Annotated in this window: 11 protein-coding genes; 8 read left to right on the top strand and 3 right to left on the bottom strand. The window is 65.0% G+C overall.

Annotation, left to right across the window (positions count from 1 at the left end; translation table 11 throughout):
- The first annotated feature begins 267 nt into the window (after positions 1 to 267).
- The 6 genes from KNN17_RS03105 to KNN17_RS03080 are packed head-to-tail and all read left to right on the top strand — an operon-like array spanning position 268 to position 7661.
- Entirely contained in the window at positions 268 to 1134 is an 867-nt protein-coding gene (locus tag KNN17_RS03105) for a glycosyltransferase family 2 protein (RefSeq protein ID WP_241707445.1), read from the top strand.
- Complete coding sequence (locus tag KNN17_RS03100; RefSeq protein ID WP_241707444.1) at positions 1134 to 2168, top strand: glycosyltransferase family 2 protein; 1035 nt, start codon at positions 1134 to 1136, stop codon at positions 2166 to 2168. Before KNN17_RS03105 ends, KNN17_RS03100 begins: the two co-directional genes overlap by 1 nt.
- On the top strand, positions 2161 to 3249 hold the full coding sequence (locus KNN17_RS03095; RefSeq protein ID WP_241707443.1) for a hypothetical protein: 1089 nt from the start codon (positions 2161 to 2163) through the stop codon (positions 3247 to 3249). Before KNN17_RS03100 ends, KNN17_RS03095 begins: the two co-directional genes overlap by 8 nt.
- The gene (locus KNN17_RS03090) at positions 3246 to 5393 is read left to right on the top strand and encodes a glycosyltransferase (RefSeq protein WP_241707442.1); all 2148 of its coding nucleotides are present in this window, start codon (positions 3246 to 3248) and stop codon (positions 5391 to 5393) included. The genes KNN17_RS03095 and KNN17_RS03090 overlap by 4 nt, the downstream gene beginning before the upstream one ends.
- Positions 5393 to 7288 carry a hypothetical protein gene (locus tag KNN17_RS03085; protein ID WP_241707441.1) on the top strand — a complete coding sequence of 632 codons (1896 nt, stop codon included), beginning with the start codon at positions 5393 to 5395 and terminating at the stop codon, positions 7286 to 7288. Before KNN17_RS03090 ends, KNN17_RS03085 begins: the two co-directional genes overlap by 1 nt.
- Positions 7278 to 7661, top strand: coding sequence for a hypothetical protein (locus KNN17_RS03080; protein ID WP_241707440.1), 384 nt, complete (start codon positions 7278 to 7280; stop codon positions 7659 to 7661). Before KNN17_RS03085 ends, KNN17_RS03080 begins: the two co-directional genes overlap by 11 nt.
- Before the next feature lie 20 nt (positions 7662 to 7681).
- Here the strand turns inward: KNN17_RS03080 and KNN17_RS03075 are convergent, their stop codons facing one another.
- On the bottom strand, positions 7682 to 8614 hold the full coding sequence (locus tag KNN17_RS03075) for a glycoside hydrolase family 16 protein (RefSeq protein ID WP_241707439.1): 933 nt from the start codon (positions 8612 to 8614) through the stop codon (positions 7682 to 7684).
- A gap of 287 nt (positions 8615 to 8901) precedes the next feature.
- Here KNN17_RS03075 and KNN17_RS03070 point away from each other — a divergent pair, with 287 nt between their 5' ends.
- Positions 8902 to 10110 (top strand): alkaline phosphatase family protein, encoded by a 1209-nt coding sequence (locus KNN17_RS03070; protein ID WP_241707438.1) that lies wholly within the window; start codon positions 8902 to 8904, stop codon positions 10108 to 10110.
- Positions 10111 to 10319: 209 nt separating this feature from the next.
- Positions 10320 to 11648, top strand: coding sequence for an S-layer homology domain-containing protein (locus KNN17_RS03065; RefSeq protein WP_241707437.1), 1329 nt, complete (start codon positions 10320 to 10322; stop codon positions 11646 to 11648).
- Positions 11649 to 11806: 158 nt separating this feature from the next.
- Here the strand turns inward: KNN17_RS03065 and hpaB are convergent, their stop codons facing one another.
- Positions 11807 to 13261: a 4-hydroxyphenylacetate 3-monooxygenase, oxygenase component gene (gene hpaB / locus KNN17_RS03060; RefSeq protein WP_078108512.1), complete on the bottom strand. Its 1455-nt coding sequence runs from the start codon at positions 13259 to 13261 to the stop codon at positions 11807 to 11809.
- A 66-nt stretch (positions 13262 to 13327) separates the two neighbouring features.
- Positions 13328 to 13864 carry a flavin reductase family protein gene (locus tag KNN17_RS03055; protein ID WP_078108511.1) on the bottom strand — a complete coding sequence of 179 codons (537 nt, stop codon included), beginning with the start codon at positions 13862 to 13864 and terminating at the stop codon, positions 13328 to 13330.
- Positions 13865 to 14019: the final 155 nt, after the last annotated feature.

The following is a 14019-nucleotide window of genomic DNA, read 5'->3' as shown; positions in this document are numbered from 1 at the left end:
GGAATTTTGTCCCCGCTGACGTCGGAAGGCACCTGACCGAAGCGACCGCGGCAAAGCCACGCCTGCGTGTAACGGTGCTGTAACGGGTTCGGTCCCATGCTCATCCGAACATGCTCCTGACCTGGCGCATGTAAACGGCGAGCGAAATCGAGGTGCGGCCATGAACAATCCAGGCCCCCTTTTCCGGCGACCGTGCACAAGCGGCCCCCGGGTGCTTCCCAGCAGGTGTTCTACATTCGTGCAGCTGAACGGACGGGGGTGAAGGCGATGTCCATTGGACAATTGGAGCCTTCCAGCGGCAGGGCACCAATCGCTTCGGCCCAAGGGACTTCGCTCCCGGCGGCTTCGATCAGCGTGGTGATTCCCACTTTGAACGAGGCATTCAATCTGCCGTGGGTGCTCAGACGGATGCCGTCGTACGTGGACGAAGTCATCATCGTGGACGGTCGGTCCGAGGACCTTACTGTGGATGTGGCTCGCGCGCTCCGCTTCGACGTCGTCGTAGTGAACGAGCTGCATGCCGGCAAGGGCGCCGCCATGCGGGCAGGGTTCGCCGCCGCTACCGGGGACATCATCGTCATGCTCGACGCAGACGGCAGCATGGATCCGAGGGAGATCGGTTGGTTCGTTTCGCCCCTGCAGCACGACCACGACTTCGTCAAGGGCTCCCGTTACGTCACCGGCGGCGGATCCGATGACTTGACGCGTTTGCGCAACCTGGGCAACCGGGCGCTCACGGGGCTCGCGAACAAAGCCTTGCACTGTAACTTCTCGGATCTTTGCTACGGATACATCGCTTTCCGCAGGGAGTGCCTTGAGGTCCTGGAACTGAAGTCCGACGGTTTCGAAATCGAGACGGAGTTGGTGTCCCGCGCGGCGCGGGCCGGGCTTCGGATCGCTGAGGTGCCAAGCCACGAGTTGTCCCGCATTTCGGGCAATTCACATCTGCAGACCTTCCGGGACGGCTGGCGGGTCCTGCGCACACTGACCCGTGAGTGCGTCGGTTGGGACGCGCCGACGGCGGGGGTACGGCCGGAGGCGCTCCGGCGCGTCAAGTACCGGTACCCGGACATGAGGCTCCCCCATGTTCCCACCGACCCGAAAACGGTCCTGGCGATGCTGGCGGACGGCTGATGCCCGGGAGCGCCGCCGGCTGGCCAAGCGTCAGCGTGGTGATCTGTTGCTTCACCGAAGCCCGGTGGGAGTTGTTGCTCCGCGGGATCGCCTCGGTCCAGTCCCAAACGTTCCGGCCGGAACAGGTTGTCGTCGTCGTCGACCACAACGAGGACCTGTACCGGCGATTGGGACTGTACCGGCGGCTGACGGGCGCGCTTCTTGGAGTCGAAGTGGTGGAGAACTCCGGGCCGCGGGGTCTTTCCGGCGCCCGCAACACCGGGGTGAAGGCGGCGACCGGTGACATTGTGGCCTTCCTCGACGACGACGCCGAAGCCGCCCCGGACTGGCTGGCCCGGCTTGTCCTGTTCTATGACGATCCGGACGTGTTGGCGGTCGGTGGCCGGGTTGAACCCGTGTGGGAATCAGGCAGGCCGGCGCACTTTCCCGAAGAGCTGGATTGGATTGTCGGGTGTACCTATAAGGGCTTGCCCAGGGTCGCGGCGCAGGTTCGTAACGTGATCGGGGCGAACATGTCCTTCCGCTGCGATGTCTTTGAGCGCGTCGGCGGGTTCAATGCGTCCCTTGGCCGGCAAGGCGGCCGCCCGCTTGGATGCGAGGAAACCGAATTGTGCCTGCGGGCGTCCATCGGCGCCCCGGGAACCCGGGTGGTTTACGAGCCGGCGGCCGTGGTCCGCCACCATGTGCCGGCTGCGCGTGGCACCCTGCGCTACATGCTGGCGAGAGCCTGGTCTGAAGGTGTTTCGAAGGCCCAGGTGACACGGCTCCTCGGCCGTGGCGAAATCCTTGGACCGGAACGCCGATACGTCCGCCGGGTGCTGCCGCGAGCTGTCCTTGCCGGACTACGCTCGTGCACGCGCGACGGCGACATGGGAGGGCTGGCCAGGGCCGGAGTGATTGTGGCGGTTCTGGCTGTCACCGCGATCGGCTATCTGCAGAGCCTGTGGGAAACGTCATCGCCCCAAGTGCGGGTGTCCGGCTCCGTTTTGTACCGGCTTATTCGCGACACCAGTGGAGGCAGGCCCAGTGATTAACCAGCAGATTGCCTCGTCACCGGCAGTTGTCTTTGACGTCCACGGACGCGTCGCCATCAGGGTCGCCCAGGGCACCCCAGGCGAGGCGCAGCTACGTGACATGCTGGCCCCGTTCCTGGGCCCTTCGACGTCCCCCCTGCAATTGGACATCAGCGGCGGCGTCAGTCCGGTTCCCTCGCAATCCCATGCCGAAGACGCCTACCGGTATACAGACGATTCTTTGTTCCTCCCGGAGGACCGGGTCCAGGTGACCCGGACCGACAACGGATTCGTGATCGAAGGGGCGGGCGAGCTCCTCACGGCAGTCGTGCCGTTGTTGGACCACTTGTGCATCCGGCAGGATACCGCGATGGTCCACGCGGCGATGGTGAACTATCGGGGCGCGGGCATCCTGATGCCCGCATGGGGCGGGGTCGGGAAGACAAGTACAGTCGCGAAACTCCTGGCCATGCCGGAGGTCGGCTTCATGGCCGATGACTGGGGATTCATCACTGCGGAGGGGACGCTCCTGTCCTACGCGAAACCGATGTTCATCAAACCCCACCACCGGCCAATCTATCCGGACTTGTTCCAGGGAGTCCGCAAGCCGCTCGCGCCCGGCTGGTTGACGTCGACGATCAGCGGTGTGGCCACCGCTGTACACCCTGTCATCGTCCGTTATCCACGCACTGCCGCGTTCACCCGGCGGTGGTCGCCCGAGCACAGGATGGTCCACCCGGAACAGGTATTCGGCGCAGGGAAGATCGCTCCCCGGGCGCCTGCGCGGATCGCCGTCTTCCTCGAACGTTTCGACGGAGCGGAAGCCAGGTTGGAACGCCGCACAGAGGCCTGGATGGCGGCCCGCATTGTCGGCAACTTCCATTCGGAATTGCCTTTGGTTTCCCGGCGACTCATCGAGGCCCTGGGGGCCACTGGCCTCGTGCCATTGGGCGAGCACTTCTCCGCGAAAACCTCCGTAGTCACCAGGGCGCTGGGTGACGTTCCGTGCTTCGTGCTGCGCCTTCCGGTGGCGTGGTCCGCGGACCAGACCTCGGACTATGTCGCGGGCACGGTCACCTCCTTGGTGGATGGCGGGCCGTGAGCAGGAACGAGGACGCCGGCAGCGTCCTGGACGTGTCTGTGGTGATCCCGGCCCGTAACGCCGCCAACTGGCTCGCCGAATGCCTGGAGTCCGTCTTTGACCAGAACCCCCGCGAGGTCATCGTCATCGACGGATGTTCGCATGACGCCACCGTGCAGATAGCCCGTTCGTACGGGGCACGCGTCATCTCCGACGAGGGGCGCGGACTCCCGGCGGCGCGGATGCTCGGTGCCAGGGCCGCGCACGCCGACCTTGTCGCTCTCATCGACGCCGACGTCATCGTGCCCCCTGGCGTTCTGGAGAACCTGATGAAGGAGTTCCAGGCGGGCGGCTTCGACGGCTTGCAATTCGGACTGGTGAGCGAGCCCGACGGCGCGGGCTACTGGGGTGCCGCCCTCGCCTGGCACCATAACCACAGCAGGGTCCGCTCCTGGTTCGGCGTCAGCGCCACCCTCATGCGCCGCAGCGTGCTGCTGGACGCCGGATTCGATGAAAGCTTCCGGTCCGGCGAAGACATAGAACTCCGGATCCGGCTCGAGGCCGGTGGATACCGCCTCGGCGTCTCGCCCACCACCTTCGTCAGGCACCGGTTCGCTGACAGCTTCGAATACGCCCGCGACCAATGGCTTCAGGACGGCGCCGGTTTGGCGCGCACGATGCACAAGCACCCGCGCCGCGCCGCCTGGCTGGTATTCCTGCCCCTGCTCGCGACGGCCCGCGGGGTCCTTCTCTCCTTGGCCACCGCTCCCCGATACCTCCCCTATTGGGCCGGCTTCGTCCTCTACAACTACGGGGCTTTTGGCAGCACCTTGCTGCGACTCCCCAGGCACGGACTGTCCCTCGGCGGGAACGCCGTGTGGCTCGCGGCGGCCCGCATTGCGCCAATGGCGGCCGGGCTGCTGTTCTGGGCCCTCGCCGCCGTCGTGATTCCTGCCGACCGCCTGGGGCTGGCCTCGGCTGTGGTCGCAGCCACCATGCTGACCGTGCAACTGGGCATGCTCGGCGTCGGCCCGGCCACGCTGTCCGTGCTTCCCGCCCAAGCCGACCAGGGCCGGGCCCTGATTCCGGCAAGCGTCGCCGCCGTGAGCTTTTCGTCGCTCCTCATGGCCACCGGCTTGCTCGTCGTAACCTCTTTCCAGAGATCCGGCGTCGGCACCGCGTGGACGAACCCCGTGATGAGCGCCGCCTTCTTCGCCGCGGCGCTCCTCGCCGCCGTCGCATACCAGTTTGACCACATCGCCGTCGCCCAGGCGCGGGCGGATCGCGCGTTGACGCGCAGTCTCGTGCAGGCCCTGTTCCAGCTTGGCACCCTCGCCGTCTGCCTGTTCGCCGGCTACCGGGATCCTTCCGCCATCGTCGTTGCCGTGGCCATGGGTGCCTTGGCGAGCGTGCTCCTCGGCCTGCGCCAGCTCGGACGCACAGATACCGCCCTGGAGTGGACGCAAGCGAACTGGCGCGAAGTGGTGAAAGTCTGGGGTCCGGGCCTTCGCCAGCACGCGCTGATGCTTGCCGACCGCGCGCCGGGCTACGTTCTCCCGCTCGTCGTTGCGGCGGCGCTGAATACCTCGGCCGCAGCAGCCTGGTACGTCGTCTGGATGCTGGCTTCAGCGATCTTTTTCGTGCCCCAATCGGCTGGCTATTCACTCCAGACCGCTATTGCTGCCGACACGTCCGATCCTCGCGTTCCTTCACCTCCAGGCCTGGTCCGGAGGGCTTTGCAGATGAGCCTCTTCCTCACCGGGCTTGCCGGGGTGTTGCTGCTGGCGGCCGGCTCCCTGCTGCTGCCGTTGTTGGGGTCCGGCTACGCCTCGGCGTGGGTGCTGCTGCCGTTCCTGGTCCCGGCGCTGATGTTCACTTGCGTCACACAGGTCTATTACGGGGTGTGCCGTTCCACCGGGCGTTTGGCTGAAGCCACGGTGGTCGCGATTGCCGCGTGCGTCCTCGCGGTGGCACCTGCTCCCGCAGTCGCCCAGCACTTTGGCCTCACGGGAGTGTCCGTGCTCTGGTTGGTCTCCCAACTGGGAGCAGCCGTGGTCGCCGGCGGCCGCTTGCACCGTTTCTCACGGGGCCACGGAACCGCCTGGACCAGACGGAATATCGGGCGCACTTCCGGGTCGCCTGCGCACGGAGTACCGGCACCGTAATGGCCGTACAAGCCCCTTGGAGTGTCTCCTCCACCCGCTTGCACCGATCCGACGTCGGGACGTTGCCCCTCGTCGCCTCCGGCCCGAAGCGCCTGCATCCCGCCCAACATCGGGCCGAGCGCGGTGACCCGCGGATTCCGGGTGCCCTCGCGGTGATGGCGGCAACTGCCTTGATCCTGGGGGTGTGGGCGCTCAAAACAGTAAACGCCCAGGACATTGGCGGTGCCGGCCTGATCCAGGTCCTGCCTCCCAGCTATTTTTTTGCCCTGGGCCTGAGCCTCGCCGGGTTCGTCGGTTCCCTCGGCCTCAAGGTTCTTCGCCCGTGGCTGCTCGTCGTTCAGCTTCTGGTGTTGATCGTCGTCCTGCATGGGGCCGACCCGATCATCCATGGCCTGCCCCGTTTGGAGGCGAGCTACCGCCACTTGGGCATCACGGATTACATCACGCAAACCGGAGGACTGGACCGGAAGCTGGACGCTTACTTCAACTGGCCCGGGTTTTTCGGGCTGCTGGCGATGCTCTCGAATACCACGGGAGTCCATGACCTGACCTGGGTTGCCACGTGGGCGCCGGTCGGCGTCAACGTCCTGTTCATGCCTGCCCTGCTGGCGCTGGCCCTGCGCCTTGGCTCCAGTCCCAGGCAAGCATGGGCCGCCGTGTGGATGTTCTACCTGGCCAGCTGGGTGGGGCAGGACTACCTCTCCCCACAGGCTTGCGCCTTGCTGCTGCTGCTGACCTTGATCGCCTGTGTCCTGACGGTTTTCCCCGGGTGGCCGTGGAAGCCGGCGGGCAAGCCCGCCGGCCGGCTCAGGAATCTTGCCCGTCGACTCGAACCAGGCAAACCGGCGCCGATACCAGGCGAATTGCCGGGGTCTGCCTTCATCACCTTGGCCGCAGTGTGCGTAGTGCTGCTGGCCGGGATGACGGTTGCCCATCAGCTCACTCCCTTTGCCGCGATCCCCATCCTGGCACTGCTCGCCCTGAGCGGAAGGTGCCGGCTGCGCTTCCTTCCGGTCCTGGCGCTACTGCTTCCGGTCTGCTGGCTGGTCCTGGCCGCCACCCCTTTCCTCATCGGCCACCTGCACACGCTCTTCGGGTCCATCGGCAACATCAACGCCGCCGCTTCAGCCTCGTTGCTCAACAGGGTGGGCGGTAGTCCGGCCCACCAGTTCATCGTCTACTCCCGGCTCGCGGAGGGAGCCCTGGTCTGGGTCCTCGCAGGACTAGGCAGCCTCCGCGGGCGACGGCTGCGGAGGCCGTGGCTGGCTGCCGCACTGGGGACCGTGGCGCCCTTCGTCATGTTTCCGCTCCAGTCGTATGGCGGCGAGCTGCTGCTCCGGATCTACCTCTTCAGCCTTCCGTTCGCCGCGAGCCTGGTCGTGCTTCCGCTGCTTCCCCGTGGCCCGAGTCCGCCCGGACTGCGTCGGATGGGCGTACTCCTGCTGCTCGGATCGATCATCGCCACGGGCACAGTCGCCACCCGGTATGGCAATGATGCCATCGAGAATTTCACTCCGGATGAGATCGCCCTCGTCAATCAGCTGTACGCCACCGCCCCGCATGGCTCGGTCCTCATCGAGGCCGTTCACGACACGGCCTGGAGGTATGCGCACTACGCCGGATACCGGTACCAAACGGTCCTCCCAGCGGAGCCGGCACGCCCTGGGGACCCGCAGCCCGGCTGCTTGTCGATAACCCAGCTCGTCCCGTCCGCGGGCGCCTACTTGATCGTCACTGCAAGCCAGGTCAGCGCATCCGGTGTTCTCAACACGGGGCCGAGCGAAGGCTTGCAACACTTCATCGACAGGTGCGCCCTCCAGGGAGGCTGGTCGCTGGAGTCCCGCAATGCCGGCGGTGTGGTCTACCACCTGCAAGGAGCACCGAATGGCATCTAGGCACCGGAGCGTCGCGACGATCGGCGCGGTAGTGGCGGTTATGGCAGTGGCCTCGATTCCTTTGTCCTTCACCGGCCCGGAGGGACTTCGCCTTGCTGTCATTGGCCCGTTCCTGCTCGCCGGCCCGGGAACGGCCCTCATCTTGTTCCTGAAACCCCGGCGCATCCGGAAAGGAACCGGATTCGAGATGCTCCCGTTGGCCGTGGCGATAGCGGTGAGCTTCAGCCTCGCCTTGGCCATCCTGCTCTCGACGGCGATGCTTTACGCCGGTTTCTGGCATCCATCGGCGGCTGTATCCGGCTTGGCCGTGCTGACCTTGGGCCTGCTCGTTGCCGTGGACCGGCGGTCGCGGCGAGAGGAACCGGCGCCATAACGAACGTGCGGACAGTGCGCCTACGCTTTCGCCCAGATTGCCACCCAGGCCACCTGCAGGTGCCCGGCCGTTGCCGGCGCGGGGCAGCCGGTCAGGCAGGATTCGGTTTGGAGGATGTAATGCATCGGCTTGTCGGGGATGCCGACCGTGCTGACACCGATCGAGACACCATCGAGGAAGAACTCAACGCGCCCGGGCGTCCATTCGGTGGTCGCGGTATGCCATGCCGTGAACCGGGCACCGGACGGGTTTTCATGGAAGATGTTCTTGTCCGAGCCAGCCTGGTGGACTGCGCCGTAAAAGGACTTGGACAGATCGCCTTCGGGGTAGTCGATCTCTCCGTCCTGCGGCCAGACTCCGCTATCGGGCCACAACAGCCACGCCGTCTTGAACCCCTGCAATGCCTCGGACCTGAACCGCACCGAATACCGGCCGTACAACAGGCTGTCGTACGGACGCCCGTTGGCAGGGTGCAGCTTCGGCGCGGGTGCCGCACCCATCGAGATACCCTTCTCGCTGTGCAGGTACATGTCGAGCATCCCATCCTTGACGCTGAGCACTTTCGATGGGTAGTAGCCCGACTTGCCACCGCTTTGCTGACCGGCCGTGTCCGGTGTCCCGTCGGCGTAATTGACACTCCATTTGGCGTTGTACGCGGGCCCGGGGAAACTCCCCAGCGGAACGTCCCCTTCGCTGAAGTCTTCAGTGAATACCTGCCGCCACCCGGGCAGGTCCCCCACGGGCATTTGTCCCGTCGCCCGGGACTGCCCTGCGCCGGCCCCCGCCGTCGACGTTCCGGCCGACCGGCTTGCGCCCGGCGACGCCGGGCCACCCGGGGGTCCGGCGACGCACCCGGAGAGGACCAGCGCCAAGGAAGCGACGAGAACGATCGGGATGCCCGCACGGCGCGCAGTCTTGAAATTCCTGCTGTTTCGCCGCTCGTCCACGTGCATGGGAGCCAGTGTGGCGGCAAACCCACGCCGATACAAGGCCCGCCCTCTTCGTCCATGATCGGGACGTGGAGCGGCAGCATCCATTGCCTTGGCTGCGAATTCACAGCGAACCCGAAGCCGGTAACCATGGCCCCGTTGGACATAGTGTGCAAAAGTGTCCGAACCGGAACGCTTCCGCGATACCTGCTACCGCCAAGACGAAGCGTCACCGTTCGGCGCGGACCTGCCGGCATGCCGGCCAAGTCTGCCGCCCGGGATCGGCAGGATCGTGGAGGAAGCAGGATCAGATGAAACTCAGAATGACATCCGGCAGAAGAGTCCCGGGCCGCGTCCGTCCGCAGCACCGCCGACCCAGGGTTGAGCGCGTCGTCCTGGTTGCCGCGCTCTTGGTGGTCGGCACGGCTTGCCAAGGTCCGTCGGGTGACGGAACACCGGCTCCCGGTCCGAGCACCACCGCCACGACCGGCTCGTCCACGGTCCCGACGTCGGCGGCCCCGTCGCCCACCGACAGCCCCCTGCCGACGGCCGCGGCAGCGGGGAAGATCGGGCACGTCTTCGTGATCAATCTGGAAAACCAGAGCTACGACAAGACCTGGGGCCCGGACTCGGCAGCCCCCTACCTCTCCCAGACCCTGCGCAGCCAAGGAGTCCTCCTGACCCAGTACTACGGCGTCGCCCACCATTCCAACCCCAACTATCTCGCCCAGATCTCCGGACAGGCATCCAACCCGATGACGCGCAATGACTGCACGACGTATGCCCCGTTCGTCCAGACAGGAACCGCGGACCCGGGCCAGGTGCTCGGATCGGGCTGCGTTTACCCCGCTTCAGTCCCGACGCTCGCCGGGCAACTCAGCAACGCCGGGAAAACCTGGAAGGGATACATGGAAGACATGGGCACGGCGTGCCGCCACCCGAACCCGGGCGCCAAGGACACTTCCCAGAACGCCAAAATCAATGACCAGTATGCCACCCGCCACAATCCCTTCGTCTATTTCGCCAGCATCACGTCCTCCACCGACTGCCAAAACAACGTCGTGGACTACTCCAACCTCGCGAAGGACCTGCAGTCTGCCGCCACCACCCCGAACCTGACTTACATCAGCCCCAACCTTTGCCACGACGGCCACGACAGCCCCTGCGTCGACGGACAGCCCGGCGGGCTGGAGAGCGCCGACGCCTGGCTCAAGGAACAAGTCCCCGCGATCCTCAACTCACCGGCCTACAGGCAGGACGGCGCGCTCGTCATCACCTTCGACGAGGCGGACGGTAACGCAACCGGCCCCTCGGGCCTGCCGGGGGGAACAGCCGGAGGACTTATCGGCGCGCTGGTGCTGTCTCCATTCAGCAGTCCAGGCACCACGAGCGGGACGATGTACAACCATTACAGCCTTCTCGCCACCATGGAGGACATCTTCGCCGTCCCCCGTCTCGGATATGCCGGAGCACCCGGGCTGCGGAGTTTCGGGCGGGACGTGTTCAACACCCGACTTTGACCTTGCGGAGAATCCGCACCGGCCAGCACTGCAATCCTGGATTTGGTAACGCAACTGTAACCGCACCCATGGTGCCATTGGTTCTCGACGGCATTGCCGGGTGCCTGGGCCGGGGACCGTCGCAACAACTTTCGCCACAGGCAGATCAAAGCCGGCTTCCTCGCACCTCCGAGGAAGCCGGGTGTCGACCGTAGCTTGGAGGACGGACAATGAAACGACTGTACCGGTTGGGACTCTCCGGAATTCTCGGCCTCGCTTTGGGTGCAAGCGCGGCAATTGTTGCGGCACCCGCCGAGGCAGCGTCGGTCACCTGCCAGCCGGGAACCGCTGCACCTACGGACAGCTTCCCCGGCACCACGGTGGTTGCCGACAACTTCGAATCCGGGACCTTGTCCCCGTACTCACCCGTCACGCAAGGGACCGGAACGGCCGCTGTCAGCTCGACCATGGCCCACGACGGCGCATGCTCCGCCTACCTGCACGCAACGATTGATGCCGGTTCGATCTCCAATATGTCCGTGCCCCTTCCCTCAGGCACCACCCATGCCTACGCGGCCGGCTGGTTCAACATCACCACCGCCGGTGTGGCAGGCAACGATGTTCCCTACTTCCGCTTCTTCTCCGGGGCGACACGGATCATGGACATCTTCCGTTACAACAGCACGTCCAACTTCGTGTTGAGGGTCACTGCGCCGGACGGCACCTTCAGCTATACAACGATGGTCGGGACCGTTGCGCTCAACAGCTGGCACCATATCGCGATGGACGTCACCGCCAATGGAAGCGCCACGGCGGCCCAAGTCTGGTTCGATGACAAGTCCGTCTTCTCCTCCAGCACCCTCAACATCTCGGCAACGTCCGTGAGCAGTGTGATGCTGGGCTCGGAACACCCGACGCAGCAGGCCGACATCTACGTGGACGACCTCATCGTGAAGAATGAATCGGCGTCTGCGTCGTATTCCTTCACCGACGTGACCTCGAGCTACCCCTTCTACAAGGAAATCACCTGGGCCGCTGACGCAGGCATCACCACCGGCTGGGCCATGCCGGACCAGACCCGCCAGTTCCGGCCCTTGGAGTCCATCAGCCGCGAAGCCATGGCCGCCTTCATCTACCGCTACATGGGCAGCCCTGCGTACACCCCGCCGGCAACACCGAAGTTCGCCGATTATCCAACGAACAGCCCCTACTACAAGGAAGTGTCCTGGCTGGCAGACCAAGGTATTACCACCGGCTATAACGACGGCCCCAACGGGGCACCGACCTTCCATCCACAAGGCACTGTCAACCGCGATGCCATGGCAGCCTTCATCTATCGCCTCAACGGAAGTCCTGCAGTCACGGTAAGCAGCAACTTCATCGATGTGCCTGCCAACTACCCCTTCTACAAGGAAATCACCTGGCTCGCCAACAACAAGATCACCACCGGCTGGGCCCTCCCTGACGGCACGTCGGAATTCCGGCCCGGCATCGCAGTCGCCCGCGACGCCACCGCGGCCTTCCTCTACCGCACCAACGCCATCTACCCCAGGCCCTGAGAGCGGTCCGGCAACGGAAAAGGGGACTGACGGTCAGCACCGTCAGTCCCCTTTTTCCGTGGGCGGGCGCCCCTCTGTTTGGCCAGATCCTCCCGCACAGCTGCCGGAAGTCGACGGCGACGCTCGCCGCCGTCGTCGTCGTCCGCGCCGTGGCGCGTTCAGTCTTTCCGCTCGAGGAACTCCCGCACCCGCGCGCGGGCCGGCTCGCGGTCATAGCTGTTCACCAGGGCGGCCGCCATGCGGACAGGGTCACCGAAGAAGAAGTACTCATACAGGGCCTGGCGCCCGGCGAACGCGGAAATGCTGGCATCGAAGGCGAGCTTGAAGAGGCGCACGCGCTCCGGGCCGGTCAGCGTCTTCGCCTGCAGGTACAGCTCGATGTCCGGCAATGCCTCACTGGCCACGTCCGCTTCGCCCGGCAGGGCCATGAGGCCGGACGCCGAGAACTTCCGGATGATCGCGGGGAAACGCTGGGCAACCTTGGGGTACCAGTTGCGGGCCGCATTCAGGGTGGGCCAGTGCGGCAGGAACACGCCGTCCGGGCTCGGAGCGGCCTGGGCTTCCGCCGCCACCATGAGGGCCTTGCCGATTTCGACGGTCTCGATCAGCTCCGCGAGGTCCTCCTGGATGTGCTGGAAACCGTCCACCCCGATCGATGCGGCAATCTCGGAGGCCAGGCCCAGGAAGAACTCGCTCTTCGCGATGGTCCGCGTGACCACCTGGTGGGTCATGAGGGCCCCGGCGCCGGTTTCGGAATAGAAGGCATTGCACAGCTCAGGATGCCCGAGCATGAAGATGCGCTCGTTGGGCACGAACACATGGTCGAAAACGACGACGGCGTCCATCTCCTCGAATCGGCTGGCGAGCGGCTCGTCGTGGGTGCCTCCGCCGTTGTAGAGCGACGTCCGGCACAGGTAGCGCATGCCGGGCGCATCGTTCGGGAGGGCAAACGCGTAGGAATAGGGAGCATCTTCCGGCGTCGAGCGCAGAAGCGTCGAGGGGAACACGAGAAGCTCGTCGGCGATCGGTGCGATCGTGGCGAGCATCCGCGCACCGTGGACCACAATGCCATCTTCGCGTTCTTCCACCACCCTGGCCGAGAGCTGGCCGCCGAGCTGCTCGGAACCTGACACCGAACGGTTGACTTGCGGTGGAATCAGGGTGTGCGTGGCCAGGAGATCGTTTTCGCGGCAATGCTCGTAGTATTTGCGGATGTTTTCGCCGAACATCGGATCGGCCTGGGCGAACCATTTTTCCGCGGCGGCAAGCGCCGTGAGGGCGCCGTTCATGTAGTCGCCCGTCCGGCCCAGGAATCCAAGGGAATACTCAGCCCAGGTGCGGATAGCTGCATGCCGATGCTCGAGGTCTTCCTTGCTGCGCGGCACCAGGAACGAGGCACTCACCCGGTCGCCGGTCGTCGGGGACTCATAGGTGAGGGCGTCCGCATACTTCGGGTCATGCTGCATGTCGAAGAGCTTCGCGTACGTGCGGGCCACGTTCCTGAATGACGGGTGGTCGGCGATCTTCTCGGTGACCGTTTCGCCGTCGATCAGGACGTGGGGGTTCATCGAGTTGAGCTTGTCCAGGTACTGCTGTCCGGTCCGGATTCCCATGGTTGTCTCCAATGATGGTTGAGCTGAAACGGCATATGGATGCGACGTCGACGGGCCCCGCATCAACTACAAAAGATCCTCCATTCCCAATTGGCTTTCCGGGATGGTGGTGAAGGAGCTGTTGGCGAAGGCGAGTGCGTCGCCGCTGCGGTAGTTGAAATCCACCACTTGACCCAGGTAGAGGGTGTGGTCACCGCCGTCGTAGGCAGCCCATGGCGTGCATTCGAAATAGGCGAGGACGTTGGATAGCCGGGGCGCAATGTCGCCTTCGACCCAATGGGGCTCGGGCCCTGGACGGCCCGCGAAATGCAGGGCCAACTGCTTCTGTTCGGCGCCCAGGATATTGACGGTGAATGGGCGCCCGGCAAGCTCGTCGTGCGCTTTGGTGTTGCGGGCGATGCTGACGAGGACCAGCGGCGGTTCCATGGACACCGAGGTGAAGGAATTGACGGTAATGCCATGCCGCTTGCTGACGCCGTCGAATGTCACGATGGCAACGCCTGTGGCGAAGCGGCCCAGGCTGCCGCGGAAATGATGTGCCCGCGGCCTCGAGGTGCGGCCGAGGGGTCCCGGCTCCGCATTCTGGCTGGACTTGGCAATCATCGTTGATCCCTGGCTGGAGATTGTTCTAGGAGATTGTTCTATATGTGGATTTGTTCTATATTTGAACAACAAATTCTCATAAAGAACCATAGTCTCTTGCGTGTCACAGCACAAGACGGCGGGCAAGCCGCGTTAGCCCCAACATAGGATGGAGC

Source organism: Arthrobacter bambusae (assembly GCF_022606295.1).
Taxonomy (GTDB): domain Bacteria; phylum Actinomycetota; class Actinomycetes; order Actinomycetales; family Micrococcaceae; genus Arthrobacter; species Arthrobacter bambusae_A.
Note: the sequence above shows the minus strand (reverse complement) of the source record. Positions and strands in the feature narration are given on the sequence as shown.